Source organism: Methylobacterium sp. Gmos1 (assembly GCF_053764715.1).
The window spans coordinates 300247-326141 of record NZ_JBSNCC010000004.1 but is presented as its reverse complement, the minus strand read 5'-3'; the positions used below and the strand labels follow the sequence as shown (position 1 = coordinate 326141).

The following is a 25895-nucleotide window of genomic DNA, read 5'->3' as shown; positions in this document are numbered from 1 at the left end:
TCCTGGCCTGCCTCCAGCAGGGTCACCGTCTCGCTGTCGCCTGCCATGCTGGCCCCGACCCCGGCGGAGCCGCGTCCCGGCTCCGCGCTCCCCACGCGCTTCTTCCCGTCATGCCGGCCGGTGTCAGACCTGCATGATCTCCTTTTCCTTCGACGCCAGGGTCTGGTCGACCTCGGCGATGTGCTGGTCGGTCGCCTTCTGCACCTGGTCGGCCTGGCGCTTCTCGTCGTCCTGGCTGATGGCGCCGTCCTTCTCGAGCTTCTTCAGGTGGTCGAGACCGTCGCGGCGGACGTGGCGGACCGCGACGCGGGCCTCCTCGGCGTACTTGTGCGCGACCTTGACCATCTCCTTGCGGCGCTGCTCGTTCATCTCGGGGATGCGCAGGCGGATGGTCTGGCCCTCGGTCATCGGGTTGAGGCCGAGGTCGGATTCGCGGATCGCCTTCTCGACCGCCGCCACCATGCCGCGGTCCCAGACCGAGACGCTCAGCAGGCGGGGCTCCGGCACGCTGATCGTGGCGACCTGCGCCATCGACATCGCGGCGCCGTAGGCGTCGACCTGGATCGGGTCGAGGAGCGAGGGCGTGGCCCGGCCGGTGCGCAGCGAGCCGAGGTCGTGCTTGAGGGAGTTCAGCGCGCCCTGCATGCGCCGCTTGATGTCGTTGAGGTCGAAGGGGGGAGGAGAGGCCATTCCTGCGCGTCCCGAGGCATCTTGAGGAGAAGGGGAGGTAGGGCGCGCCCGTGCCGGGCCCGCCCTGATCCGGCTTCAATGAACCAAAACCCGACCTGCCGCAAATCGTCCGGTGCGGTCGCGGCCCGGGTGCGGCGCCTCTAGGGCGCCACCAGGGTCGAGGGCGCGGCACCGGTGAGGATCGCCGTCACCGAGCTCGGCGCGTGGACCGAGCCGACGATCAGCGGCAGGCCGCCGTCGCGGGCGAGCGCGAAGGCGGCGGTGTCCATGACCTTGAGGTCGCGGGCGATCGCCTCGTCGTGGCTCAGGCGCTCGTAGCGCACCGCGTCCGGGTTGGTCTTCGGGTCGGCCGAGTAGACGCCGTCGACCTGGGTCGCCTTCAGCACCGCGTCGCATTTCAGTTCGGCGGCGCGCAGGACCGCGGCGGTGTCGGTGGTGAAGTAAGGGTTGCCGGTGCCGCCGGCCAGCACCACGACCTGACCCTTGTCGAGGTGGTGCAGGGCCGGCTGGCGGGCGTAGGTCTCGCAGATCGTCGGCATCGACACCGCCGACATGGTGCGGGCGGTGACGCCGGCGGCGTTGAGCGCGGTCTCGAGCGCCAGCGAGTTCATCACCGTCGCCATCATGCCGAGGGAGTCGCCGGTGGCGCGGTCGATCCAGCCGGCGGCCGAGACGCGGGCGCCGCGGATCACGTTGCCGCCCCCGACCACGAGCGCGATCTCGAATCCCTTCTCCACCGCCCGGGCGATGTCGTCGGCGAGCGCCGCGAGGGTCGGCGGGTGCAGCCAGTAGCCGTCGGGGGCGGCGAGCGCTTCGCCGGAGAGCTTCACCAGCACGCGGCGGAAGGAGGTCGAGCGTTGCTCCGGCAGGGGATTGTCCGGCATGGGGGCTCCTCCGGCCGCCCGCGGGGCGGCCACTGTCGGCGTCGAGTGTCGTTGCGAGTCGGCCGGGTTCTAGCCTGTCGATCCCGGCCCGTCGAGGCGCCGCCGGAGCGGAATCCGCGGCCCGGCGCTGCGGGAATCCGGGCACGAAAAAGGGGGCCCGCCGGGCGGGCCCCCTCCTCGACCTTCGCGCGATGCGCGGCTGGTCCGATCAACTGTTGGCGTTGACCCTTGGCGTTGGCCCTTGGCGTCAACCCTTGGCGACGGCCGCGACCTCGGCGGCGAAGTCGGGGGCCTCTTCCTTCTCGATGCCGTCGCCCAGGGCGTAGCGGACGAAGCCGGTGAGCTTGACCGGACCGCCGGCCTTGCCCTCGGCCTCCTTGAGCACCTGCGAGACGGTCTTCGAGCCGTCGTGCACGAAGGGCTGCTCGAGGAGGGTGACCTCCTTGTAGTAGCTCTTCAGGCCGCTCTCGACGATCTTGGCCATCACGTGGTCGGGCTTGCCGGCGTTCTTCTCGCGCAGGATGTTGCTCTCGCGCTCGACCGTGGCGGCGTCGACGCCGGAGGCGTCGAGGGCCACCGGGTTGGTCGCCGCGACGTGCATGGCGATCTGGCGGCCGAGCTGGCTGAGGACGGTCACGTCGCCGGCCGACTCGAGCGCGACGAGCACGCCGATCTTGCCGAGGCCCTCGGAGACCTGGCCGTGCACGTAGGACGCGATCACGCCCTTCTCGACCTGGAGCTTGGCGACGCGGCGCAGCGTCATGTTCTCGCCGATGGTAGCGATCAGCTCCTGGAGCTTGTCCTTCACCGTGGTCGCGGCGCCGGGGAACTTGGCGGCCTCGAGGGTCTCGATGCTGTCGCCGGCGGTGAGCGCGAGCTTGGCGGCCTCGCGGACGAAGGCCTGGAAGCCGTCGTTGCGGGCGACGAAGTCGGTCTCGGAGTTCACCTCGAGCACCGCGGCGTGGTGGCCGGCGGACTCGACCGCGACCAGGCCCTCGGCGGCGACGCGGCCGGCCTTCTTGGCGGCCTTGGCGAGGCCCTTCTTGCGCAGCCAGTCCACGGCCGCCTCGAGGTCGCCGGCGGTCTCGTTGAGGGCCGACTTGCAGTCCATCATGCCCGCGCCGGTCTTCTCGCGCAGCTCCTTGACCATCGCTGCCGTGATGTTGGCCATCGTGGGATCCTCTCGATTGGCGCCCCGGCCCGCCCGAGGGGGCCGGTCGGCGGATAAAGGGAGCCCGGCACCGTGGCGGCGCCGGGCTTCTGAAAGCGTCAGGTTCGCGGGGCGCTAACGCGCTCCGCGTGCGATCCGTGCCGGGATCACGCGGCCGCGGCGGCCTCGACGAAGCCGCGGGCCTGGTTCACCCAGCCGTCGCGCTCGATGCGGCCGTTGAGCTTCAGCTCGCCGTCGACCTTGGCGACGTCCTCGGGCGTCATCGCGGCGACCTGCCAGTAGTGGTAGACGCCGGCGTCGTTGAGCTTCTGCACCAGCTGCGGGCCGACGCCCGTGAGCTTGGTCAGGTCGTCCGGCGCGCCGCGGGGGGCGGCCAGCAGCTCGAAGGGCTCGCCGACATACGGCTCGGTGACGTCGACCGGCACCACCTCGGGCTCGTTGGCGAGCGGGGGCAGCTCCTCGGCCATCGGCTCGTCGGACTCGCCGAGGTCGATGCCGAGCGCGCCCTGGCCGCGCGAGATGCCGTCGATCGCCGCGCGGGCGACGAGATCGCAGTAGAGCGCGATGGCGCGGCCGGCGTCGTCGTTGGCCGGGACCACGTAGGTGATGCCGTCCGGGTCGCAGTTGGTGTCGACGATGGCCGCCACCGGGATCTTGAGGCGGTTCGCCTCCTTGATCGCCAGCTGCTCCTTGTTGGTGTCGATCACGAACAGCAGGTCGGGCACGCCGCCCATGTCCTTGATGCCGCCGAGCGCCTTCTCGAGCTTGTCCTTCTCGCGGGACAGCATCAGGCGCTCCTTCTTGGTGAGGCCCTGGCCGCCGCCGCCGAGGATCTCGTCGACCTTGCGCAGGCGCTGGATCGAGCCCGAGATGGTCTTCCAGTTGGTCAGCGTGCCGCCGAGCCAGCGCGAGTTCACGTAGTACTGGGCCGAGCGCTTGGCCGCGTCCGCGATGGTGTCGGCGGCCTGGCGCTTGGTGCCGACGAACAGCACGCGGCCGCCCTTGGCGACGGTGTCGCTCACCGCCTGCAGCGCCTGGGCGAGCGCCGGCACGGTCTGGGCGAGGTCGATGATGTGGATGTTGTTGCGGGTGCCGAAGATGTACGACTGCATCTTCGGGTTCCAGCGGTGCGACTGGTGGCCGAAGTGCGAGCCGGCCTCGAGCAGCTGGCGCATGGTGAAGTCGGGAAGGGCCATGGTCTGTGTTCTCTCCGGTTGATCCGCCGCGGAGGAAGCGACCGGCGCCAGAGGCGGAGTGCCAAGTGACGACCGGCCACCGGAAACGCCTCATTCAGGCATGAGGCCGGCTCCGCGTGTGGGATGGGCGGGCCTTTATCCGATCGGGGGTGGGATGGCAAGGCGGCGCACGGGAGCGTGTGCGGGCCGCGCCGGCGGTCGACTCCGGATGGACGCCGCCCCCGAGGCGGTCTCGCGGGCGGGGACGATCCGGGTTGCAGGGATGTCCTGCACCTCAGTGTCCAAGCTCCTCGGTGCCCAAGGCTTCGATAGCGAGATCGTGGATGGATGCGGTGATTCGCTCCGGCCCTGCGTCGCACGGTACAGGACGCTGTAGGCTCCGGCGTCGAGAGGCCACCGCCTCATCGTGAGCCGCCGCCCCTTTCCGGACTCGGAAAGGAGGGTGGCTTACGACGGATCGTGGCCCGGTCGGTACCGTAACTGACAGTGTCGTGTACCGTGGCGTTGCAATCGCGCAGCTCTCCAGGTCTTTGATTTTGCCGCATTTTCCGCGACGAACCGGTATCCATTTCGTCGGAAAACGCTCTAGCGCCGCCGCTCGCACAGGGTCTTGACGTAGGTGCCGGCCTCGGTGCCGCGGCCCGAGCCGGCGGCGATGGCGGGCCCGAGCAGCATGCATTCCTGCGGCGAGTGGGCCGGGTGGGTGATCACGTCCTGGGCGGTGTCGCGGGTGCAATCCTGCGGCGCCAGGGAGGAGGCGCAGATCAGCGTGACGACGAGGATGGTGGGCACGGCGGACCTCCCGGCGGGAGGCGGAGAGATAATGCCGGATCCGCGGACGCCAACGGGACGACCTGAGATATCTTGCGTCAGACGGGGGGCGCCAGCGCGGCGAGCCGCGCGACGAGGCGGCGAGCGACTTCGTCCTTGGGCAGGTCCGGCCAGGTCTCGAGGCTGCCGTCACGGCCGATCAGGTGGACGGCATTGCGGTCGCCCCCCATCACCCCGGTGGCGGTCGAGACGTCGTTAGCGACGATGAGGTCGCAGCCCTTGCGGGCGATCTTGGCGCGGGCATGGGCGATCACGTCGGTGGTCTCGGCGGCAAAGCCGACCACCAGGGGCGGTCGCCCCTCGCGCCGCCGTGCGACCGTCGCCAGGATGTCGGGATTCTCGGTGAGCGCCAGGGGAGGGGGGCCGTCCGGGCCCTTCTTGATCTTCTCCTCGCCGAAGGCCGCCGGGCGCCAATCGGCGACGGCGGCGGCGAAGACCGCGATGTCGGCCGGCAACGCCGCCTCGACCGCCGCCAGCATCTCGCGGGCGGTCTCGACCCGCCTGACCGTCACGCCCGGGGGGTCGGGCAGGGTCACGGGGCCCGAGACCAGGGTCACCCGGGCGCCGGCCGCGGCTGCCGCCGCCGCGATGGCGTGGCCCTGCTTGCCCGACGAGCGGTTGGCGAGGTAGCGCACCGGGTCGACCGGCTCGTGGGTCGGCCCGGAGGTGACGAGGAGGTGGCGGCCCGCGAGCGGCCTGTCCTCTGGCCGCGCGCCCAGCAGGGTCTCCACCGCGTCGGCGATCTCGTCGGGCTCGGCCATCCGGCCGGGACCGATCTCGGCCTCGGCCATCCGGCCCACATTGGGCCCGACTACCGCGACGCCGTCGCCCTTGAGCAACGCGAGGTTGCGCTGCGTCGCCGGGTGCAGCCACATCCGCACGTTCATCGCCGGCGCGATCAGGATCGGCAGGGTGGTGGCGAGCAGCACCGTCGAGGCGAGGTCCGGCGCGTGGCCGCCGGCCATGCGGGCGAGCGTGTTGGCGGTGGCCGGCGCCACCACCACCGCATCGGCGTCGCGCGCGAGCTTGATGTGGCCGATATCCGCCTCGTCGGCCCGGTCGAACAGGTCGGTATGGGCGCGCTGGCCCGACAGCGACGCCGCGGCGAGCGGGGTGACGAATTCCTGCGCGCCCTTGGTCAGCACGCAGCGCACCGAGGCGCCGCGCTCGCGCAGGCGCCGGATCAGGTCGAGCGACTTGTAGGCCGCGATGCCGCCCCCGATGACGAGGAGGATCCGCCTGCCGTCGAGGGCGCCCATCTACACCGTGACCTTTTTAGACAGTGACTTGGGTGCCGACCTCGACCACGCGCCCGGTCGGGATCTGGAAGAAGTCCGTCGCGTCGTTGGCGTTGCGGGCGAGCGTGATGAACACCCGGTCCTGCCACAGGGGCATGCCGGACTGCGCCGCCGGGCGGATCGAGCGCCGCGACAGGAAGAACGACGTCGCCATGATGTCGAACTTGAAGCCCTGCTTGCGCAGGAGCGCCAGGCCCTTCGGGATGTTCGGCGATTCCATGTAGCCGAACTTCATCACGACCTTCCAGAAATGCGGGCCCATCGGCTCGATCCGCACCCGGTCGGCGTCGTTGAGGCGCGGCAGGTCGATGGTCTTGACCGTGAGCACGACGTTCTTCTCGTGCAGCACCTTGTTGTGCTTCAGGTTGTGCAGCAGCGCCGCCGGCGCCGTCTCGGGGTCGCTGGTGAGGAAGACGGCGGTGCCGCGGACGTGGTGCGGCGGGCTCTTCTCCAGCATCGCGACGAGCTCGGTCAGCGGCACGTCGGTCTTGCGGGTCTTGTTGAACAGGATGGTGACGCCGCGCACCCAGGTCCACATCAGCACCACCAGCACGCCGGCGAGCAGAAGCGGCATGTAGCCACCCTCGAAGACCTTGAGCAGGTTCGAGACCAGAAACAGCAGCTCGACGGCGATGAACGGCACCATCGCGGCGCCGGCGGCGAGCGGCGACCACTTCCACACCCGCCACAGCACCAGGAAGGCGAGGCCGGCGGTGATCAGCATCGTGCCGGTGACGGCGATGCCGTAGGCCGAGGCGAGCGCCGAGGAGGAGCGGAACAGCACCACCAGGATCACCACGCCGAGCATCAGCAGGGTGTTGATCTGCGGCAGGTAGATCTGGCCCGAATGCGATTCCGAGGTGTGGCGGATCTCGAGCCGCGGCAGCAGCCCGAGCTGCACCGCCTGGCGCGAGAGCGAGAACGCGCCGGTGATCACCGCCTGGCTGGCGATGACGGTGGCGGCGGTGGCGAGCAGCACCATCGGCAGCAGGCCCCATTCGGGGACGAGCTGGAAGAACGGGTCGGTCGTGCCCGGCTCGGCGAGCACCAGGGCGGCCTGGCCGAGATAGTTGACCGCGAGCGCCGGGCCGACGAGGGCGATCCAGGCGGTCTGGATCGGCCGGCGGCCGAAATGGCCGAGATCGGCGAACAGGGCCTCGGCCCCGGTCACCGCCAGGAACACCGCGCCCAGCGCCACGAGCGCGCCGGTGCCGTGGCCGAGCAGGTAATGCACCGCGTGCCACGGATTGAGCGCCCACAGCACCTGCGGGGTGCGCGCGATGTGCGGCAGGGCCGCCAGCATCAGCGCCGTGAACCACACCAGCATGATCGGGCCGAAGAACGTCGCCATCTTGGCGGTGCCCCGGCTCTGGACCAGGAACAGCGGCAGGATGATCGCGATGGTGATCGGCAGGACGTAGTGGTCGAGGGCGGGGGTGACGAGCTTCAGGCCCTCCACCGCCGACAGGACCGAGATCGCCGGGGTGATGATCGCGTCGCCGTAGAACAGGGCGGCGCCGAACAGGCCCAGCATGAACACGATGTGCGAGCCGCCGAGCGCCTTGCGGGCGAGCGCCATCAGCGAGAGGATGCCGCCCTCGCCCTTGTTGTCCATCTGCAGGAGCAGCAGGACGTACTTGATGGTGACGATGAGCACGAGCGCCCAGAGCAGCAGCGAGACGGTGCCGAGCACCTCCTCGCCGGTGAGCACGCCGTCGGCCCGGCCGGGCGCCAGCGCCTCGCGGAACGCATAGAGCGGGCTCGTGCCGATATCGCCGTAGACGACGCCGACCGAGCCGAGGAACAGGGTCCAGAAGCTGGCTTTCGCGTGGCCGTGGCCCTCGGCCTCGTCGACGCTGCCGGCCTTGGTCGGCGGGCCGCCGCTCGGCGGGGTGAGGGAATCGGGTGGCGCGACGGGTCCGCCCGTGGGTGCGGCTGACTGTGTCATGTCTGTTCGGGGATGCGCCCGCGGGCGGCCGGGATTGCCGCCAAGCGCGCTGATGGGCCGGGTGGCGGGCTCGAATCCTAAAGCGGCCCGGCGCGTCCGCCAGGCCTCATTGTGGCAGGATTGTAGCACGGGCCCGGAGGGGCGCAAGGCGGCGCGCCTGCCCCTCCGTCATCTAACTTCCCGCAGTTCCGCCTCACTCGGCGGCGCTGCGGTTACCTTGCCCGAAGCGCCGCTCGATGTAGTCGATGACGATGCCCTCGAAGTCCTTGGCCAGCGTCGGGCCGCGCAGGGTCATCGCCTTCTTGCCGTCGATGAAGACCGGGGCGGTCGGGGTCTCGCCGGTGCCGGGCAGCGAGATGCCGATATCGGCGTGCTTCGACTCGCCCGGGCCGTTGACGATGCAGCCCATGACCGCGACGTTCAGGCCCTCGACCCCCGGATAGGTCTTGCGCCATTCCGGCATCGAGGTGGTGATCCAGTTCTGGATGTCGCGGGCGAGCTCCTGGAACACCGTCGAGGTGGTGCGGCCGCAGCCCGGGCAGGCGGCGACCAGCGGCACGAAGGTGCGGAAGCCCATCGTCTGGAGCAGTTCCTGGGCCACCTTCACCTCGACGGTGCGGTCGCCGCCCGGCTCCGGGGTGAGCGAGTAGCGGATCGTGTCGCCGATGCCCTCCTGGAGCAGCACGCCGATCGCCGCGGAGGCCGCCACGATGCCCTTGGTGCCCATGCCGGCCTCGGTCAGGCCGAGATGGATGGCGTAGTCCGAGCGGCGCGCCACCTCGCGGTAGACCGCGATCAGGTCCTGCACCGCCGAGACCTTGGCCGAGAGCACGATGCGCTCCTTGGGCAGGCCGATCTCCACCGCCCGGTCGGCCGACAGGAGAGCGGACTGCACCATCGCCTCGCGCATGACGGCGCGGGCGTCGCGGGGACGCGCCGAGTTGGCGTTCTCGTCCATCATGTGGGTGAGGAGCGCCTCGTCGAGGGAGCCCCAGTTGGCACCGATCCTCACGGCCTTGCCGTAGCGGGCGGCCAGCTCGACGATGGTGCCGAACTGGAGGTCCTTCTTCTCCTTGAAGCCGACGTTACCCGGGTTGATCCGGTACTTCGCCAGAGCCTCGGCGCAGGCCGGGTGGTCGGAGAGGAGCTTGTGGCCGATGTAGTGGAAGTCGCCGACGAGCGGCACGTGCACGCCGATGCGGTCGAGCCGCTCGCGGATCTTCGGCACGGCCACCGCCGCCTCGTCGCGATCGACGGTGATGCGTACGACCTCGGAGCCGGCCCGCGCGAGGGCGGCGACCTGCGCCACCGTGGCGTCGATGTCGGCGGTGTCGGTGTTGGTCATCGACTGCACGACGATCGGGGCGCCGCCGCCCATCACCACCGCGCCCTCGCCCTCGCCGATCCGGACGCCGACGGTGCGGTGCCGGGGGCTCGGGCCGGCGATCTCGGGAGCGGCGTCCGCCGGGGCGGTCGCGGCGAGGGCTTCCATGGCTTCCATCGGATACCTTCGGGGGTCGTTCGCTAGAGTCTTCGGGGTCGCTTCAGTGTCTCTCACGAAACTCCCGGTCACCGTCATCGCTCGCCGTGGCGGCGTCAGCGCAGCGGGAGCTTCGTGAGGTGCACTCAGTCGCGGCGTGACAACCGTCTAGAGCATTTCAGGGCGTGGTGGAAATCGCTTCGTATGCGCAGACGGGGTGGGCCGCGGTCCGGATCGATGAACCCCGGGATGCTGCGACATCCTTGCCAAACCCTTCCCCCAGGCGCCCTCGCCGGGATTATCCCGGCCCGGATCACCGTCTTAGCTGAGGATGGCGATCGCACGCGTCAAGCGCGTGACGCCGGGTCCGCCGGCGCGACGTTGCGGCGCACCATTTGCTTTCGCAGCGCAACACACCACATCCCGGACATGACGGATACGAGCTTTCCCCAAGAGGCCTCTACCCTCGAGGCCGACTCCCGCGGGGCGAACGTCCCCGATGCTGCCGGCGAGGCTCGCCGGCAGGCGGCCTCCGGCCCCCTCGGCCGCGGCCTCGTCGGTCCCCGGGCCGAGAAGCCGATCGCGCTCGCGCTCCAGGGCGGCGGCGCCCACGGCGCCTTCACCTGGGGCGTGCTCGACGCCCTGATCGAGGATGGCCGCCTCGCCTTCGAGGCGATCACCGGGGCGAGCGCCGGCGCCATGAACGCCGTCGTGATGGTCGACGGCTGGCTGCGCGGCGGTCCCGATGGCGCGCGCGAGCGCCTGGAGGCGTTCTGGCGCGAGGTCAGCCTCGATGCCGACCTGCCGCAGGCGCAGCAGACCTTCGTCGACGGGGTGATGAGCTTCTGGAAGAAGACTCCCGCCGGGGCGTTCTGGAACGCGGTCGCCAGCCCCTACATGGCGAACCCGCTCAACATCAACCCGCTCAAGCGGGCGCTCGTCGACACGGTCGATTTCGACGCCGTGCGCCGGGACGGGCCGGCCGACCTGTTCATCTCGGCCACCAACGTCTGGACCGGCAAGCTCGCGGTGTTCGAGCGGCCCGACCTCACGGTCGACCACGTGATGGCCTCGGCCTGCCTGCCGACGGTGTTCCAGGCGGTGGAGATCGACGGGGTGCCGCACTGGGACGGCGGCTATCTCGGCAACCCGCCGCTCTACCCGCTCTATCACGGCGCCCGCTCGCCCGACATCCTGCTCGTCCAGATCAACCCGGTCGAGCGCCGCGAGACGCCCCGCAGCCCGGCCGAGATCCGCGACCGGCTCAACGAGATCACCTTCAACGCCAACCTGCTGCGCGAATTGCGGTCGATCGACTTCGTCGACGGCCTGATCGAGGACGGCGTGCTCGGGCGCTCGAACGCCTACAAGCAGGTGCTGCTCCACCGCATCGACGGCAGCGGCTCGGCGCTGGACGACGCCTCCGCCTCCTCGCGGCTGCGGGCACAATGGCCGTTCTTCCTCCACCTGCGCGATGCGGGCCGTGATGCGGCGAAGGCCTGGCTGGAGCAGAACTACGACGCGGTCGGGCGCGAGAGCACGCTGGATCTCAAGGCGATGTACGCCTGAAACGCGCCGCTCGGTGAACCCTCCCCCCTCTGCGGGGGAGGGTGGCCTACGGAGTAGGCCGGGAGAGGGGCAGCGCGACGCTGATCCAGGCGGCACCCTTCGGAGTGGCGCCCTTCAGAACGGTTCCGCTTCATCCGGAAGCGGCGTCCCCTCTCCCGACCACCGCTGGCGCGGGGGCCGCCCTCCCCCGCGGAGGGGGGAGGGTTCAGAGGCGCGCGTCACAACGGACCTTTCCTTCCGTCAGACTTGACGCCCTAAAATATTAGTGCACCAATGGATCGAAACCGCGGAGCGATCCGTGGCCGATCGAGGGCCGGCAGAGCCCAGGCGGACGAGCGGGGGAAACATGACGATCACACGCCGCAGCGCGGTCGCGGGGCTCGCGGCCGGCGCGGGGCTCGCCCTCACGGGCCGGGCCAGCGCCCAGCTGCCCCTGCCGAAATCGCCCGTCGTCGTCACGGTGGTCGACGTCGCCGGCAACCTGGCGCTGACCCAGAAGGCGATCGAGGCCTACCGGCGGGCGCGGCCCGGCATCGTCTCGCGCTTCGCCTTCACCAAGGCGCCGGCCCCGGAACTGCCCTCGAAGCTCAAGGCGCAGCAGGCCGCCGGCCGGGTCGACATCGACCTCGTGCTCACCGGCACCGACGGCATCGCCGCCGGCATCGAGCAGAAGCTCTGGGTCGATCTTAAAGTCCATGCCGGCCAGCTGCCGAAGCCCGACGACATCTACCAGCCCGCGGCGCTGCGGCTGAACGGCCTGGCGCAGGGCCAGGGCCTGTGCGTCGCCTGGTACCCGTCCGGGCCGCTGATCGAGTACATGCCCGAGCGGGTGAAGACGGTGCCGACCACGGCAGAAGAACTGCTTGCCTGGGCGCGCCAGAACAAGGGCAAGTTCATGTATGCCCGCCCGGCAAATTCCGGTCCCGGGCGCACCTGGATCATGGGCCTGCCCTACATCCTCGGCGACAAAGACCCGACCGACCCGGACAAGGGCTGGGACAAGACCTGGGACTACCTGCGGGCGATCGGCGAGACCGTCGACTACTATCCGGGCGGTACCTCGCAGACGATGAAGGAGCTCGGCGAGGGCAGCCGCGACATCATCGTCTCCACCACCGGCTGGGACATCAACCCGCGGGTGCTCGGCGTGGTGCCGGCGGAGGCCAAGGTCGGGACGCTGAAAGGTTTCCGCTGGGTCGCGGACGCCCACTACATGGCGGTGCCGAAGGGCGTGCCGGACGAGAAGCTCGCGGTCATCCTCGACCTGATGGCGTTCCTGCTCCAGCCGGCGCAGCAGGCCTACACCTACGACGAGGGCTACTTCTATCCCGGCCCCGCGGTGAAGGGCGTCACCCTCGACATGGCCCCGCCCGAGAGCCGCGCGGCGATCAAGGAGTTCGGCCGGCCGGAATACGATCGGATGATCGCCGAGCACCCGATCGAGATGCCGCTCGACCCCGACAAGCTGGTGGTGGCCTTCCGCCGCTGGGACGAGCAGGTCGGCTCCGGCAAGAAGCGATAGACCGCGCCCGACGCCCGAGAAGAGGCGCGCGGCAGGAGAGGACACGAGATGGCACGCCATCACGAGACGCCGCAGGACCTGCGGCTGAGCGGCCTGAGCCGCCGGTTCGGCGCGATGACCGCCCTCGACGGGCTCGACCTGACGATCCGGGGCGGCGAGTTCATCGCCCTCCTCGGGCCGTCCGGCTGCGGCAAGTCGACGGCGCTCAACTGCATCGCCGGGCTCCTGCCGCTCACCGGCGGGTCGATCCATCTCGGCGAGCGCCGCATCGACCGGCTGAAGCCCGAGGAGCGCGGCTTCGGCATGGTCTTCCAGAGCTACGCGCTGTTCCCGCACATGAACGTGGCGAAGAACGTCGGCTTCGGCCTCGCCATGCGGGGCATCAAGGGCGAGGCGGCGGCGCGCCGGGTCGACGACGCGCTGGCGCTGGTGCGGCTGCAATCGCAGGCCGGAAAGCTCCCGGGCCAGATGTCCGGCGGCCAGCAGCAGCGCGTCGCGATCGCCCGGGCGATCGTGATCGAGCCGCCGGTGGTGCTGATGGACGAGCCCCTGTCGAACCTCGACGCCAAGCTGCGGCTCGAGATGCGGGCCGAGATCCGCCGCATCCACGACGCCATCGGCTCGACCACGATCTACGTCACCCACGACCAGGACGAGGCCCTGTCGATGGCCGACCGGATCGTGGTGATGCGCGACGGGCGCATCCGCCAGGTCGGCACGCCGGAGGACCTCTACGAGCGGCCCGCGCACCCCGACGTCGCCGACTTCATGGGGTTTCGCAATCGCCTGCGCGGCCGGACGGTCGCGGTCGACGGCGAGCGGGCCGAGGTCGAGGTCTGCGGCACCCGCCTCGCCGGCACCTTGCGCGAGCGCGTCAGCCCCGGCGCGCCGGCGGTCGCGGCGATCCGCCCGGAGGACCTGACGCCGGCCCCCGAGGGCGTGCCGGTCCGGGTCGCGAGCATCGAGTATCGCGGCCGGGCCTTCTTCGGCACCGCCGTGGCGCAGGACGGGACCGAGCTGTTCTTCCGCTCCGACCGGTTGGTGGCGCAGGACGAGGTTCTTCGCCTCGCCGCCGCCTCGCCCCGGGTCCTGGTGTTTCCCGGGGAGGCCGCGTGACCTCGGCCTCGCTCCCCGGTACCGCGCCGGCCGCGGCGCGGTCCGAGACGCCGCCGCTCTCGGTGAGGCTCGCCGCGCGCGGGCTCGACGGCACCACGCTCCTGGTGCTGCCGGCGCTGCTGGCGATCCTCGGGCTGTTCGTCTACCCCTTCGCCTACGGGCTGGTGCTGTCGCTGCAACCGAAGGCCGGGGCCTGGTGGGCGAACTACGCCCGCTTCTTCTCCGACCCGTTCCTCTACGACACCATCGCCGCCACCCTGCGCCTCGCGCTCCCCGTCACGCTGCTCAACCTGGCGCTGGCGGTGCCGATCGCGTTGCGGGTGCGGCTCATGCGCAGCCAGCGCCTGCTCACCACCATCCTGGTCCTGCCGATCACGCTCGGCACGGTGCTGGTCGCCGAAGGGCTCCTCAACTTCCTCGGGCCGCAGGGGTGGTTCAACCGCTCGCTCGTCTGGCTCGGGCTGATCGGCGGTCCGCTCAAGCTCACCAACAACTACTGGGGCGTCTTCGCCTCGCTCCTCATCACCGGCTTCCCGTTCGCGTTCCTGCTGACGCTCTCCTCCGTCACCGGCATCGATCCGGCGCTCGAGCAGGCGGCGGCGACGCACGGCGCCAATGCCTGGCAGCGCTTCACGCGGGTGATCCTGCCCCTGATCCTGCCGGGCCTCGCCGTGACCTTCTGCCTGTCCTTCGTCCAGGCCTTCTCGGTGTTCCCGTCGGCGGTGCTCCTCGGCGCGCCGGCCGGCGCCACGCGGGTGATCTCGATCGCCGCCTACCAGGCGGCGTTCGAGGAGTACGACTACTCGCTCGCTTCCGCGATCGCGATGATCATGGCGGCGGTCCAGCTCGCCATCGTCGGCCTGCTGCTCTGGGGGCGCACGCTCCTCTATACCGGCCCCGTCGGAGGCACCAAGGGATGATCCGCGACACCGGCCTGTCCTCGCGCCTGTGGCGGATGGCGGTGTGGGCCGTCACGCTGCTGTTCTGCCTCAACCTCCTGGCGATGATCGCCGCGGTGGTGCTCAACTCCTTCGCCACGCGCTGGCTCGGCACCTGGCTGCCGCTCGGCCTCACCACCCGCTGGTATTCCGCGGCCTGGGACGAGTTCCAGCTCGGCGACGTGCTGGTGGTGACGCTCCAGGTGGTGTTCCTGGTGGTCTTCCTCTCCGGGCTCCTCGGGGTCACGGCCGCCTACGCGCTCGCGCGCCGCGACTTCCCGGGCAAGCGGCTGGTGATGCTGGTCTTCCTGCTGCCGCTGCTCGTGCCGCCGATCACCTACGGCATCCCGCTCGCCACCGTTCTCTACCGGGCGGGACTCGCCGGCACGCTGTGGGGCGTGGTGCTCGCCAACCTCGTGCCGAGCGTGCCCTTCGTGGTCCTGGTGATGATCCCGTTCATCGAGCAGATCGACCCGCGCATCGAGGCGGCGGCCCGGGTGTTCGGCGCCGGCACGCGCCAGCTCTTCTGGCGGATCCTCCTGCCGCTCCTCGTCCCCGGCATCCTCGCCGCCCTTCTTCTGGTGCTGGTGCGCACCATCGCGATGTTCGAGCTGACCTTCCTGGTCGCCGGGCCGACGAGCCAGACGCTCGTCGTCGCGCTCTACTACGCGGTCTTCGCCGCCGGCGTCCGCGCCGGGCAGTCGATCGACGCGATGGCGGTGGTGTACATGGCCGTCACCCTGGTCTGGCTGGTGATCGCGCTGCGCTTCGTCAACCCGACGCAGATCGTCGCGCGGGCCAAGCAGCAGCAGGGAGCGCATTGACCGCCGGGTCGATCGCGCGACGGTCGAGCGGTTCGATCAGGATCCCGTGCCTCATCCCGGGGCGGGCCGACGGCGGGGATCCGGGATGACGCCGGAGGATGGGCGGACCGCCCGCCTTCTCACGGGTGCAGGCTCGCCCGCGGCCGCCCGTCCCGGGTCCGGGCCGCGTCGCCGTCCATCGCGTGCACCCGCACCGGAATCGACTTCGCCGCCGGGGTCATGCTGCCGACCGCGTAGTGCCAGAGCGGCAGGAGCACGTTCGCCTCCGGGTAGTAGGCGCCGACGCAGCCGAGGGGGATGTCGTACGCGACGATCCGCAAGCCCGGCAGCTCGCGCCGCACGCCATCGTCGGCCACCGTCTCCACCCGCACCATCGCCCCGTCGGCGAGGCCGAGCCGGTCGATGTCGAGGCGGTTCATCAGCAGCACGTCGCGGGTGCCCTTGATGCCGCGGAAGCGGTCGTCGTAGCCGAATACCGTGGTGTTGAACTGGTCGTTGCTGCGCAACGTCATCATCCGCAGCACGCCGGGGCCGTCCCCGGGCATGTCGTCGTCCTCGTCGAGGCCCGTCGGGGTGACGAAGTTGGCCTTGCCGGTCTTCGTGTGCCACTGGCGCTTGCAGGCCGGCAACGCGCGCTGGAAGCCGCCGGGCTCCCACATCCGCCGGTCGTAATCGTAAAACGTCTCCGGGTAGGTCTCGCCGATCGCTGCGCGGATCAGCCGGTAATCGTCGCACCACGCGTCCCACGTGACTCGCGGGTTCGGCTCCAGCACGCGCTTTCCCAGCTCCGCAACGAGCCGGATCTCGCTGAGGAGGTGAGGCGAGGCCGGGCGGCGCATCCCGCGCGAGCCGTGGATGCAGCCGGTCGTGTCCTCCATCGACAGGGACTGGATCCCAGTCGCCTGGCGGTCGGTCTCGATCCGCCCGAGCACCGGCAGGATGTAGGAGATCTCGCCCGGGACCAAAGCCGTGCGGTTGAGCTTGGTGATGGCGTTGACGGTCAGCCTCAAGCCCCGCCAGGCCGGCTCGACGCGGCTGCGGTCCGGCACCGCGCGCACGAAGTTGCCGCCGAGCTCGACGAAGCAATCGACCTCGCCCCTGAGAACCGCCTCGCACGCCTCCACGCTGGTGTAGCCCGCCTCCCGCGGCGGCGAGAACCCGTATTGCCGCGCCAGCCGATCGAGGGGCACCAGCTCGGGCTTCTCGGTGACGCCCATGGTGCGCTGGCCCTGGACGTTGGAATGCCCGCGCACCGGGCAGATGCCGGCGCCGCTGCGGCCGATGTTGCCGCGCATCAGGAGGAGGTTCGCCAGCATCTGCACCGTCTCGACCCCGGCGCGGTGCTGCGTCAGCCCCATACCGTAGACGCCGATCACCGCCCGCGACCGGGCGTAGACCGCCGCCGTCGCCTCCATGGCGGCCCGCGGCAGGCCGGCGCGGCGCTCCAGCTCGGCCCAATCCTGGGCGCGCAGCCACGCGGCGAAGGTCTCGAAGCCGTTTGTGTGCTCGGCGATGAAGCCGTCGTCGAGATCGCCGATCTCCAGCACCGCCTTGCAGATGCCGGTGAGCGCCGCGAGGTCGCCGCCGGCCTTCACCTGGTGGTACTGCGAGCTGATCCGTGTCTCGTGCCAGGTCAGCATCTCGGTCGGCGATTGCGGGTTGGTGAAGCGCTCCAGCCCCCGCTCGCGCAAGGGGTTGTAGGTGATGATCGGCACGCCGCGCTCGCTCGCCTCCTGCAGCGGGTGGAGCATGCGCGGGCTGTTGCTGCCCGGGTTCTGGCCGAAGAACAGGATGCAGTCGGTGTGGCCCCAATCGGCCAGCGACACGCTGCCGACCGGTTGGCCGATGCTCTCGGGCAGCGCCACCGAGGTCGTCTCGTGGCAGAGGTTCGAGGAATCCGGTAGGTTGTTGTTGCCGTAGAGCCGGGCGAACAGCCCGTAGAGGTAGCTCGCCTCGTTCGAGCAGCGGCCCGACGAGTAGAACACCGCCCGCTTCGGGTCGCGGGCGCGGCTCGCGCGCAATTCGCTCGCGATCTCGTCGAGGGCCGCCGCCCACGAGACCGGGCGGTACTTGTCGGTCCCGGGGTCGTAGCGCATCGGGTGGGTGAGGCGGCCGGGCTGCTCCAGGTGGTAATCGTCCCAGTCGCGCAGCTCGGAGACAGTATGTTTTGCGAAGAACTCGGGGCCGCAGCGGTGGTTGGTGATCTCCCAGGCCACCGTCTTGGCGCCGTTCTCGCAGAACTCGAACGGCAACGGCTGGGCCGGCTTCACCCAGGCGCAGCCGACGCACTGGAAGCCGTCGACCTTGTTGTGGCGGGTCAGCAGCAGCGCGCCACTCGCCAGCACGTTCTCGCGCGCCAGGATGTTGCCGACCGAGCGGGCCGAGCCCCAGCCCCCCGCCGGGCCCGCATACGGCTTGAGCGAGACGCGCCTTGCTCTGGATCTCGCCATTCCTCGGCTCCGCTGGTTCGGGTTGATGGATGATAGGGGAGGGCGGGATCCGTCGTGTTAGCTCTTAGGATGCGACAGATCCTGGAGCGACGCCGATGCTCGTGACCCGCGACTACATGCTGGAGCAGCCTCCCGGCCCGTCGGGACCTAAGCGCATCCTCGACCAGGTGGTGGTGCCGGGGCTCGCCAACGCGGCGGGTACGGTCGAGGCGGGAATCGAGCGGGTGGTCATCGGCGCGCGCCGCAATCCTCTCCTGGCCGCCGGGCTCGTCGCTGGACTCGGCCTCGCCCTGGCGGTGGCGCGCTGGCCGCGCCGGTTGCCCCGACAGGACGGCGCTTCCGAGACCTGGACAACCACATAGGTCAAAGTCACGGGTGAGGGATCGTCAGTCTGTCGCCGGCAAAGATCCGGAGTTACCGCGCTTCGATCCATCCGATCTTAACATGCGTCAGTGCATGGCGGGCGCTTTCGACGGCACAACGAGGATAGATGGTCCGATCGACACGATGTTGATCGATCGGATACGCTGGAGGGCCGTATGCACCGCAGCCAGCCACGAGACGGTCTCGTCAAGTCTTTGGTCGTGCCTGTCGCAGCGTCGCGCCGATGAGGCGGAACGCAGCCCGGCCGCCAGGGCGGAGTGCGAAGAGCCGCGCCGCTTTCCCCCGCCTCGCGATCGTCGCCGCCGCCGGCCTCGCCCTGTCCGGCTGCCAGATGAACCTGCTCAACGCCAAGGGCCCGGTCGGCGCCGACGAGGCCAACATCCTGATCGTCGCCTCGATCATCATGCTGGCGATCATCCTGCCGACCATGGTCGGCACGCTGGTCTTCGCCTGGTGGTTTCGCGCCTCGAACACGAAGGCGCGCTACCGGCCGGACTGGGCGTTCTCGGGCAAGATCGAGCTCGTGGTCTGGTCGGTGCCGTTCCTCACCATCGTGTTCCTCGGCGGCATCGCGTGGATCGGCGCGCACCGGCTCGATCCGGCGGTGCCGCTCCCGTCCGACAAGCCGCCCTTGCGGGTGCAGGTGGTGTCGCTCGATTGGAAGTGGCTGTTCATCTATCCCGAGCAGCAGGTCGCCTCGGTCAACGAGCTCGTCATGCCGGTGAATACCCCGGTGCAGTTCATTCTGACGTCGAGCAGCGTCTGGAACTCGTTCTTCGTGCCGCGGCTCGGCAGCATGATCTACACGATGCGGGGCATGACCTCGCAGCTCAACCTGATGGGTGACCAGGAGGCGACGCTGCACGGCCTGTCGACGCATTTCAGCGGCGACGGCTTCCCGCACATGCAGTTCCCGGCCCGAATCGTGCCGGACGGCGCCTTCACCGACTGGATCCAGCGCGCCAAGGCCGGTCCGCCCCTCGACACCCCGGCCTACGGCGAACTCGCCAAGCAGAGCGTCGCCGACACGCCCGTCACCTATGGCAGCGTCGAGCCGGACCTATTTGCCCGCATCGTCGACCAGACCATCCCGAAGGGCCCCGGCCCGGGCCGGGAGGGCGACAACGGCGCCCCGGCGAACGTCAAACCCAAAGGGGGCTCGTGAGCATGCTCGGCAAGCTGACCTGGTCGGCGATTCCGTTCGACCAGCCGATCCCCCTCGTCGCCGCGGCCCTGGTGGGCCTCGTCGTCCTCGGCGTCATCGCCTGGGTGGCGGTTGCCGGCTGGCTGCCGTACCTGTGGCGCGAGTGGATCACATCCGTCGACCACAAGCGCATCGGCGTGATGTACGTGCTCCTCGGGCTCGTCATGCTGATCCGCGGCTTCTCCGACGCGGTGCTGATGCGCTCGCACCAGGCGCTGGCCTACAACGCCCCGGGCTACCTGCCGCCGGAGCATTACGACCAGATCTTTTCGGCGCATGGCACGATCATGATCTTCTTCGGCGCGATGCCGTTCATGATCGGGCTGATGAACTTCGTCGTGCCGTTGCAGCTCGGCGTGCGCGACGTCGCCTTCCCGACCCTCAACTCGGTCAGCTTCTGGCTCACCGCGAGCGGCGCGCTCCTCGTCAACGTCTCGTTGGTGGTGGGCGAGTTCGCCCGTACCGGATGGTGGCCGTCGCCGCCGCTGTCGGAGACCACGTACTCGCCCGGGGTCGGCGTCGACTACTATCTCTGGGCGATCCAGATCTCGGGCGTCGGCACGCTGATGTCGGGGGTCAACCTCGTCACCACCATCCTCAAGATGCGGGCGCCGGGCATGAGCTACCTGCGCATGCCGATGTTCTGCTGGACCGCGCTCGCCTCCAACCTCCTCATCGTCGCAGCCTTCCCGATCCTGACCGCGACCCTCGCGATGCTGACCCTCGACCGCTACCTCGGCTTCCACTTCTTCACCGACGAGGCCGGCGGCAACTCGATGCTGTTCATGAACCTGTTCTGGTGCTGGGGTCACCCCGAGGTCTACATCCTGGCGCTGCCGGCCTACGGCGTGTTCTCGGAAGTCATCTCGACCTTCTCAGGGAAACCGCTCTTCGCCTACCGCTCGATGGTCTGGGCGACGCTCGCCATCTGCCTGCTCTCGTTCACGGTCTGGCTGCACCACTTCTTCACCATGGGGCCGGGCGGCGACGTCAACGGCGTGTTCGGCATCACCTCGATGATCATCGCGGTACCGACGGGGGTGAAGATCTTCGACTGGATGTTCACGATGTATGGCGGGCGGGTGCGGTTCACGACCCCGATGCTGTGGTCGGTGGCCTTCCTCGTCACCTTCGTGGTCGGCGGCGCCACCGGCGTGCTGCTGGCGATCCCGCCGGCCGACTTCGTCTTGCACAACTCGCTGTTCCTGGTCGCGCACTTCCACAACGTCATCGTCAGCGCGGTCGTGTTCGCGGCGTTCGCCGGCTACACCTACTGGTTCCCGAAGGCCTTCGGCTTCACCCTCGACGAGTGGTGGGGCAAGGCGGCGTTCTGGTTCTCCCTCGTCGGCTACGTCTGGGTGTTCACGCCGCTCTACGTCGTCGGCCTGATGGGCATGACGCGGCGCTTGCAGCACTTCTCCGTCGCCGAGTGGTATCCGTGGATCGTGGCGGCGAGCCTCGGCGTCGTCGTGATGGTGGCGGGCGTGGTCTGCCAGGTGGTGCAGCTCGTCGTCAGCATCCGCCGCCGCGAGTCCTTGCGCGACGCGACCGGCGATCCGTGGGACGGCCGCTCGCTCGAATGGGCCACCGCCTCGCCGCCGCCCTCGTTCAACTTCGCGGTGATGCCCCACGTCGAGGGCGAGGAGGCGTACTGGGCGATCAAGCAGCGCGCCCGCGAGCAGGCGCGGCTGCGCGAGGAGCCGGATTACGAGCCGGTCGAGATGCCGTTGAACAGCCCGACCGGCGTCGTCTGCGCCTTCTTCGCCACCCTCGTGGGCTTCGCGATGATCTGGTACATCTGGTGGCTCGCCGCGCTCGGGCTCGCGGGTGCCTTCGCCACCTTCGTGGTCTTCGCCTGGCGTGACCGGGTCGAGTACGAGATCCCGGCGGACGCCGTCGCCCGTATCAACCGCGAGAACCGCGCGAGCCGCCTCGAGGCGCTGCAGCAGGCCCGCCGCAAGGAGGCCGCATGAGCCACTCCGCGGCCATCCCGGGGACCGGTTCGGACGTCGTGCCGATCCGGCGCGACCCCAACCATCTCGGCCACCACGCGCGGGGGGAGGGCGAGACCCGCGCCACCGGGCGCGGCATCGGCGGGCCGGCGCCGAAGCGCATCGTCGTTGCTTACGGCTTCTGGATCTTCCTGCTCAGCGACATCGTGATGTTCGCCGCGTTCTTCGCGGCCTACGCGGTGCTGTGGGGCGGCACGGCCGGCGGGCCCGGCCCTGCGGAGCTGTTCGACGTCACCAACGTGGCGATCGAGACGGTCCTCCTCCTGTTCTCGAGCTTCGCCTGCGGCATCGCCACCCTGGCGCTCGACGCCCGCCGCCCCTTCGCCTTCCAGGCCGCGATGGCGGCGACCTTCCTGCTCGGCGCCGGATTCCTGGCGCTGGAACTGCGCGAGTTCAGCGACCTCTTCGCCCGCGATGCCGGCCCGACCCGCAGCGCCTTCCTGTCGGCTTTCTTCACCGTCGTCGGTTGCCACGGCCTGCACGTCACGGTCGGGCTGCTCTGGCTGCTCACCATGATGGCGCAGGTCTTCGCCAAGGGGTTCCGACCCGACATCCTGCGCCGGGTGATGTGCTTCTCGCTGTTCTGGCACGCCCTCGACATCGTCTGGGTCGCCGTCTTCACGGTCGTCTACCTGATGGGGTCCGCCGCATGAGCCACACCCGGGACGCCCATGACCGGGCGCATGCCGACCTTGCCCCCGGCGAAGAGTACGCCCACGAGGAATTCGGCACGGGCTTGCGCAGCTACCTGATCGGGCTCGCGCTGGCGCTGCTTCTCACCGCCGCCTCGTTCTGGGTCGCGCAGACCAAGATCATGTGGGTCCCGGCGATTCCCGTCGCGCTCCTCACCTTCGCCATCGCCCAGATGGGCGTGCACTTGGTGTTCTTCCTCCACCTCACCAGCGGACCCGACAACACCAACAACATCATGGCGCTGGCCTTCGGCGTGCTGATCGTCTTTCTGCTGTTCGGCGGGTCGGTGTGGATCATGCACCACATGAACTACAACATGATGGCGCCGGTCGAGGGCGGGGTGCGGATGCCGTTGCAGAAGGGGGTGCCGTTGCAGCCGGAGCCGCAGCGAGGGGTGCCGATGCAGCATGGGAGTGGCGGGCATCATTGAAGAGTGAGCGGTCGTTGTAGGGTAGCGGCGCCACGATCCGCTTCTTCCCGCCAGCGATCTCAGGATGAGGTCATGAGTGGGAAGTGGGATGCTTGAAAAGTGCACTCAGGCTCAGAGCGATGTCTATCACAGACCGCGTCATTCCGGGGCCGCGCAGCGGAGCCTGTAATCCAGAGTCGCAGTCGATGAAGAAGAAAGCGGATCGGTTCTGATAAGAGATCCGGAAGACTGCTTCCGGATCTCTTATCGCTAGCCCGCGCGGCGCCTGAGCGGAGCCGACTTCCGCATCGCGAAGCGATCATTCGGAAGTCGTATGACACATCCTTCTACACCTGCGTATCTGGATTCCGGGCTCCGCTGCGCGGCCCCGGAATGATGCGGAGGATGTGAATTGCGTCGAGGAATGCCTGTCAGTAGTCGATTGGCGGAGATTGCAATCAATCTCGGAAATGCCAATGAAGCCGCCAGACTATTTCAGAAAAGAAATGGTGCCCGGGGACGGAGTCGAACCGCCGACACTGCGATTTTCAGTCGCATGCTCTACCAACTGAGCTACCCGGGCGCACCGGCCGCGCGAGGCGACGGTCCAAGCACCAGAGATCGTCCTGACGTCAGGACGGCACCACCCTTACCGAGGATAAGGAAGTGGTGCCCGGGGACGGAGTCGAACCGCCGACACTGCGATTTTCAGTCGCATGCTCTACCAACTGAGCTACCCGGGCCCGCCGGCTGCCTGGGGCAGCGGCGTTGAGCGGCGGTATAGAGACGCTCGGATCGCCTGTCCAGCCGTCTCGTGCGGGCGCGCGGGCGATTGTTTGCCGGCGCTCGCCTCACGGGCCGGCGGCAGTTCGGCGACGGCGCGGCGCCCGTGCCGGGCTCGCGGTGGCGCGGGGGCGGCGGGCCTTCTTCGCCGGGGCCTCGCGGGCGGGCGCGGCCTTCCCCGCCTTGGCCTCGCCGCCGCCCGCATGGGCGTCGAGGAAGGCGCGGCAGGCGGCAAAGTCGGTCTCGATCTCGGGCGGCAGCGCCTCCAGGCGCTTCTCGCGGGCGAGCGAGGCGGCGAAGCGCAGCATCGCCGGGGTCGGCGGGCGGGTGCCGCCCTCGCCGGTCGGGGCAAGTTTCGGTCCGGCATGGGTGTTGAGGAATACCCGGCAAGCGCCGGCGTCGCGCGTCGCTTCCGGGGGGAGGGGGATGCCCTTGCGGGCGGCGAGGGACTTCGCGAACGACACCATCGCGGCGGTCGGCGCGCGGCCGCTGCGGGGCGGCGCCTCGCCCTCGACCTCCAGGCGCTCGGCGCCCGAGACCGCGCCGATCAGCGCCTCGACCCGCTCGCGGGTGCGCTGGCGAAAGGCGTTCGCCCGGCGCAGGGCCTCCGCCTTCGTCGTCGCCCGGCCGATCTCGGCCAATTCCGATTCGAACACCGCCCGCCCGACCGGGTCGCCGTAGGCCGGGAACACCCGGCGCACCGCGGCGACGAAGGCGAGGCCGACCTCCGTCACGGTGATCGCCGGGTCCTTGCCCTTCAGAAGCGTGACGTAGTGGCTCTTCATCAGCTTCGGCAGCACCGCGTCGCGGGTGGCGGCGGTACCGAGGCCCTTCGGCTCGGTCGGGTTGGCGGGGTTCTCCAGTGCCCGCTTCAGGGCCGGGTCCTCGACCTGGTCGATCAGCCGGCCCATCACCACCGGCAACTCGCCCCGGGTGATGCGCCGCGGCGGCTCGGTTCGGGCGGTCTCGATCGTGGGCTCAGCCCCGGTGCCGGCCTCGCCGTCGCGCACCGGCGGCAGGCGGCCGGTGGTCGGCTCGTCGTCGGCCTTGGCCTTGCCGGGCACGACATCGTCCTCGTCGGCCTCGGTGCCGTAGAGGGCGCGCCAGCCCGGCACCTTCACCACGCTGCCGGTGATGACGAAGCGCTTCTGGCCTAGCGGCGTCGGGACCTCGGCCGTGACCGTGGTGCGGGCGTCGATCCCGTCGGCCATGTGCGCGGCGAGGAAGTTCTTTGCCACGAGCAGCCACAGCTTCTGCGCGTCGGGCGCGACGTCGCCGGGCCCCGGCACCTTGCGCAACGGCACGATGGCGTGGTGCTCGCCCGGATCCTTGACGTAGTGGCCCTTCGGCCCGCGGCGGATCTGCGGCGTCGCCGGGACGTGGGCGGCGATGGTCGTGTCGGCGGTCGCGATCGCCGCGAGCACCGCGCCGGCGTCCTTGGCTTGCGACTCCGGCAGGTGGATCGATTCGGTGCGGGGATAGGTGAGATAGCCCTTGTCGTAGAGCGCCTGCGCGTGGCGCGCCGTCGCTTGCGGGTCCCAGCCGAAGCGCTTGGCGCAGGCACGCGCCAGGGTGTCCTTCGAGAACAGCTTGGGCGGTGCCCGCCGCACGTCCTTCTGCACCACCGCGAGCGGGCCGGCCCAGCCCTCGGCCGCGTCGCGGATCGTCTCGGCGTCCTTGAGTTCGAAGATCTTCTCCTTCGGCGCGTGCCACAGCGTCAGGCCGGCCCCGCTCTCAGTCGTCACCGGCATGGCGATCTTGTAGAAGTCGCGCGGCACGAAGGTGCGGATGCGCTCCTCGAGATCGGCGAGGATCGCCAGCGTCGGCGTCTGCACCCCGCCGAAGCGCCAGGGCTCGCGGAAGGCCGGCGGGCGCAGGCGCAAGGACACCGCCCGCGTGCCGTTGAGGCCGAGATGCCAGTCCTCGTACTGTCGGCACAGGGCCTCGAGATAGGCGGCGTAGTCGCGCTCGCCGGAATCGTCCTCGTGCGCCAGCAGCCCGAAGGCGCGGCGGATCGAGATCTCGTCGAGCGCCCCGAGGCGCAGGCGGTCGACCCGGCCGCGCCAGCCGAGATGCTCCAGCACCTCCCAGGCGATCATCGAGCCCTCGCGGCCCGGATCGGTGGCGATGATCACCCGCTCGACCCCGTCCAGCGCCTGGCGGATCGCCGCGAGCTTCGGCGCGTGCGACTGGCCCGAGCGCCCGTGGCCGGGGGCGACCGGCAGGCGCTCCATCGCGATCGGCAGCGCCTCGAAGCGCCAGGGCTTCCAGTCCGGCCGGATCTCCCCGGGCTCGGCGACCTCCAGGAGATGCCCCTCGGCGGCGACGCAGACCGTGCTGGGCGAGCGGAAGAACCGCTGCACCTGGCGCATCGCCGAGGGCTTCTCGAAGAAGAACAACGTCTTGCCGGAAGAGGATCTGCCGGCGGAGGTGGCCTGCGCCATGGCAGCGGGACGCTCCTGGACGGGCGGATGAGCCCGAACGAAGCGGGAA

The 25895-nt window shown here is 70.0% G+C and carries 20 protein-coding genes and 2 tRNA genes; 10 read left to right on the top strand and 12 right to left on the bottom strand.

Annotation, left to right across the window (positions count from 1 at the left end):
- Positions 1-123 precede the first annotated feature (123 nt).
- The 8 genes from frr to ispG form a co-directional block, all read right to left on the bottom strand.
- Positions 124-690, bottom strand: coding sequence for a ribosome recycling factor (gene frr, locus ACS5PV_RS10620; protein ID WP_455395297.1), 567 nt, complete (start codon positions 688-690; stop codon positions 124-126).
- 140 nt (positions 691-830) lie between these two features.
- On the bottom strand, positions 831-1574 hold the full coding sequence (pyrH, locus tag ACS5PV_RS10615) for a UMP kinase (protein ID WP_455395296.1): 744 nt from the start codon (positions 1572-1574) through the stop codon (positions 831-833).
- A 247-nt stretch (positions 1575-1821) separates the two neighbouring features.
- Positions 1822-2745, bottom strand: coding sequence for a translation elongation factor Ts (tsf, locus tag ACS5PV_RS10610; RefSeq protein ID WP_455395295.1), 924 nt, complete (start codon positions 2743-2745; stop codon positions 1822-1824).
- 146 nt (positions 2746-2891) lie between these two features.
- Positions 2892-3941 (bottom strand): 30S ribosomal protein S2, encoded by a 1050-nt coding sequence (locus ACS5PV_RS10605; protein ID WP_455395294.1) that lies wholly within the window; start codon positions 3939-3941, stop codon positions 2892-2894.
- A 585-nt stretch (positions 3942-4526) separates the two neighbouring features.
- A complete protein-coding gene (locus tag ACS5PV_RS10600; protein ID WP_455395293.1) occupies positions 4527-4733 on the bottom strand; it encodes a hypothetical protein in 207 nt (68 codons plus the stop codon).
- A gap of 77 nt (positions 4734-4810) precedes the next feature.
- Positions 4811-6031 (bottom strand): bifunctional phosphopantothenoylcysteine decarboxylase/phosphopantothenate--cysteine ligase CoaBC, encoded by a 1221-nt coding sequence (coaBC, locus tag ACS5PV_RS10595; protein ID WP_455395292.1) that lies wholly within the window; start codon positions 6029-6031, stop codon positions 4811-4813.
- A gap of 16 nt (positions 6032-6047) precedes the next feature.
- Positions 6048-8018, bottom strand: coding sequence for a potassium transporter Kup (locus tag ACS5PV_RS10590; protein WP_455395291.1), 1971 nt, complete (start codon positions 8016-8018; stop codon positions 6048-6050).
- 193 nt (positions 8019-8211) lie between these two features.
- Positions 8212-9519, bottom strand: coding sequence for a flavodoxin-dependent (E)-4-hydroxy-3-methylbut-2-enyl-diphosphate synthase (gene ispG, locus ACS5PV_RS10585; protein ID WP_455395290.1), 1308 nt, complete (start codon positions 9517-9519; stop codon positions 8212-8214).
- Positions 9520-9927: 408 nt separating this feature from the next.
- Here ispG and ACS5PV_RS10580 point away from each other — a divergent pair, with 408 nt between their 5' ends.
- The 5 genes from ACS5PV_RS10580 to ACS5PV_RS10560 all read left to right on the top strand — a co-directional run bounded on the left by ACS5PV_RS10580 (position 9928) and on the right by ACS5PV_RS10560 (position 15467).
- A complete protein-coding gene (locus tag ACS5PV_RS10580) occupies positions 9928-11067 on the top strand; it encodes a patatin-like phospholipase family protein (RefSeq protein ID WP_455395289.1) in 1140 nt (379 codons plus the stop codon).
- Positions 11068-11413: 346 nt separating this feature from the next.
- Positions 11414-12589 (top strand): ABC transporter substrate-binding protein, encoded by a 1176-nt coding sequence (locus ACS5PV_RS10575; protein WP_455395288.1) that lies wholly within the window; start codon positions 11414-11416, stop codon positions 12587-12589.
- Between the two features lie 48 nt (positions 12590-12637).
- Entirely contained in the window at positions 12638-13705 is a 1068-nt protein-coding gene (locus tag ACS5PV_RS10570; protein WP_455395287.1) for an ABC transporter ATP-binding protein, read from the top strand.
- Positions 13702-14625: an ABC transporter permease gene (locus ACS5PV_RS10565; RefSeq protein ID WP_455395286.1), complete on the top strand. Its 924-nt coding sequence runs from the start codon at positions 13702-13704 to the stop codon at positions 14623-14625. Before ACS5PV_RS10570 ends, ACS5PV_RS10565 begins: the two co-directional genes overlap by 4 nt.
- Positions 14622-15467, top strand: a complete 846-nt coding sequence (locus ACS5PV_RS10560; protein ID WP_455395285.1) for an ABC transporter permease — start codon at positions 14622-14624, stop codon at positions 15465-15467. The genes ACS5PV_RS10565 and ACS5PV_RS10560 overlap by 4 nt, the downstream gene beginning before the upstream one ends.
- 119 nt (positions 15468-15586) lie before the next feature.
- Here the strand turns inward: ACS5PV_RS10560 and ACS5PV_RS10555 are convergent, their stop codons facing one another.
- Positions 15587-17917 (bottom strand): FdhF/YdeP family oxidoreductase, encoded by a 2331-nt coding sequence (locus ACS5PV_RS10555; protein ID WP_455395284.1) that lies wholly within the window; start codon positions 17915-17917, stop codon positions 15587-15589.
- Positions 17918-18012: 95 nt separating this feature from the next.
- Between ACS5PV_RS10555 and ACS5PV_RS10550 the strand changes: the two genes are divergently transcribed.
- The 5 genes from ACS5PV_RS10550 (at position 18013) to cyoD (ending at position 22640) form a co-directional block, all read left to right on the top strand.
- Entirely contained in the window at positions 18013-18279 is a 267-nt protein-coding gene (locus ACS5PV_RS10550; RefSeq protein WP_455395283.1) for a hypothetical protein, read from the top strand.
- A gap of 245 nt (positions 18280-18524) precedes the next feature.
- Positions 18525-19466: a ubiquinol oxidase subunit II gene (cyoA, locus tag ACS5PV_RS10545; RefSeq protein WP_455395282.1), complete on the top strand. Its 942-nt coding sequence runs from the start codon at positions 18525-18527 to the stop codon at positions 19464-19466.
- A gap of 2 nt (positions 19467-19468) precedes the next feature.
- Positions 19469-21478, top strand: a complete 2010-nt coding sequence (locus tag ACS5PV_RS10540) for a cbb3-type cytochrome c oxidase subunit I (RefSeq protein ID WP_455395281.1) — start codon at positions 19469-19471, stop codon at positions 21476-21478.
- Positions 21475-22170, top strand: coding sequence for a cytochrome c oxidase subunit 3 (locus tag ACS5PV_RS10535; protein ID WP_455395280.1), 696 nt, complete (start codon positions 21475-21477; stop codon positions 22168-22170). The genes ACS5PV_RS10540 and ACS5PV_RS10535 overlap by 4 nt, the downstream gene beginning before the upstream one ends.
- Positions 22167-22640, top strand: a complete 474-nt coding sequence (cyoD, locus tag ACS5PV_RS10530) for a cytochrome o ubiquinol oxidase subunit IV (protein ID WP_455395279.1) — start codon at positions 22167-22169, stop codon at positions 22638-22640. The genes ACS5PV_RS10535 and cyoD overlap by 4 nt, the downstream gene beginning before the upstream one ends.
- Positions 22641-23126: 486 nt before the next feature.
- Here cyoD and ACS5PV_RS10525 read toward each other — a convergent pair.
- The 3 genes from ACS5PV_RS10525 to ACS5PV_RS10515 form a co-directional block, all read right to left on the bottom strand.
- Positions 23127-23202, bottom strand: a tRNA-Phe gene (locus tag ACS5PV_RS10525).
- Between the two features lie 84 nt (positions 23203-23286).
- Positions 23287-23362: transfer RNA gene (locus ACS5PV_RS10520), tRNA-Phe, on the bottom strand.
- Positions 23363-23470: 108 nt separating this feature from the next.
- A complete protein-coding gene (locus ACS5PV_RS10515; RefSeq protein WP_455395278.1) occupies positions 23471-25846 on the bottom strand; it encodes a type IA DNA topoisomerase in 2376 nt (791 codons plus the stop codon).
- Between the last annotated feature and the right edge of the window lie 49 nt (positions 25847-25895).

Bases quoted from the DNA above. Each gene is read 5' to 3' on its own strand.
- ACS5PV_RS10570 (WP_455395287.1), top strand. From the start codon at position 12,638: ATGGCACGCCATCACGAGACGCCGCAGGACCTGCGGCTGAGCGGCCTG.
- ACS5PV_RS10560 (WP_455395285.1), top strand. From the start codon at position 14,622: ATGATCCGCGACACCGGCCTGTCCTCGCGCCTGTGGCGGATGGCGGTG.
- cyoA (WP_455395282.1), top strand. From the start codon at position 18,525: ATGAGGCGGAACGCAGCCCGGCCGCCAGGGCGGAGTGCGAAGAGCCGC.
- ACS5PV_RS10535 (WP_455395280.1), top strand. From the start codon at position 21,475: ATGAGCCACTCCGCGGCCATCCCGGGGACCGGTTCGGACGTCGTGCCG.
- coaBC (WP_455395292.1), bottom strand. From the start codon at position 6,031: ATGGGCGCCCTCGACGGCAGGCGGATCCTCCTCGTCATCGGGGGCGGC.
- ACS5PV_RS10550 (WP_455395283.1), top strand. From the start codon at position 18,013: ATGCTCGTGACCCGCGACTACATGCTGGAGCAGCCTCCCGGCCCGTCG.
- ACS5PV_RS10605 (WP_455395294.1), bottom strand. From the start codon at position 3,941: ATGGCCCTTCCCGACTTCACCATGCGCCAGCTGCTCGAGGCCGGCTCG.
- frr (WP_455395297.1), bottom strand. From the start codon at position 690: ATGGCCTCTCCTCCCCCCTTCGACCTCAACGACATCAAGCGGCGCATG.
- ACS5PV_RS10540 (WP_455395281.1), top strand. From the start codon at position 19,469: ATGCTCGGCAAGCTGACCTGGTCGGCGATTCCGTTCGACCAGCCGATC.
- ACS5PV_RS10590 (WP_455395291.1), bottom strand. From the start codon at position 8,018: ATGACACAGTCAGCCGCACCCACGGGCGGACCCGTCGCGCCACCCGAT.
- pyrH (WP_455395296.1), bottom strand. From the start codon at position 1,574: ATGCCGGACAATCCCCTGCCGGAGCAACGCTCGACCTCCTTCCGCCGC.
- ACS5PV_RS10580 (WP_455395289.1), top strand. From the start codon at position 9,928: ATGACGGATACGAGCTTTCCCCAAGAGGCCTCTACCCTCGAGGCCGAC.
- cyoD (WP_455395279.1), top strand. From the start codon at position 22,167: ATGAGCCACACCCGGGACGCCCATGACCGGGCGCATGCCGACCTTGCC.
- ACS5PV_RS10515 (WP_455395278.1), bottom strand. From the start codon at position 25,846: ATGGCGCAGGCCACCTCCGCCGGCAGATCCTCTTCCGGCAAGACGTTG.
- tsf (WP_455395295.1), bottom strand. From the start codon at position 2,745: ATGGCCAACATCACGGCAGCGATGGTCAAGGAGCTGCGCGAGAAGACC.
- ACS5PV_RS10575 (WP_455395288.1), top strand. From the start codon at position 11,414: ATGACGATCACACGCCGCAGCGCGGTCGCGGGGCTCGCGGCCGGCGCG.
- ispG (WP_455395290.1), bottom strand. From the start codon at position 9,519: ATGGAAGCCATGGAAGCCCTCGCCGCGACCGCCCCGGCGGACGCCGCT.
- ACS5PV_RS10555 (WP_455395284.1), bottom strand. From the start codon at position 17,917: ATGGCGAGATCCAGAGCAAGGCGCGTCTCGCTCAAGCCGTATGCGGGC.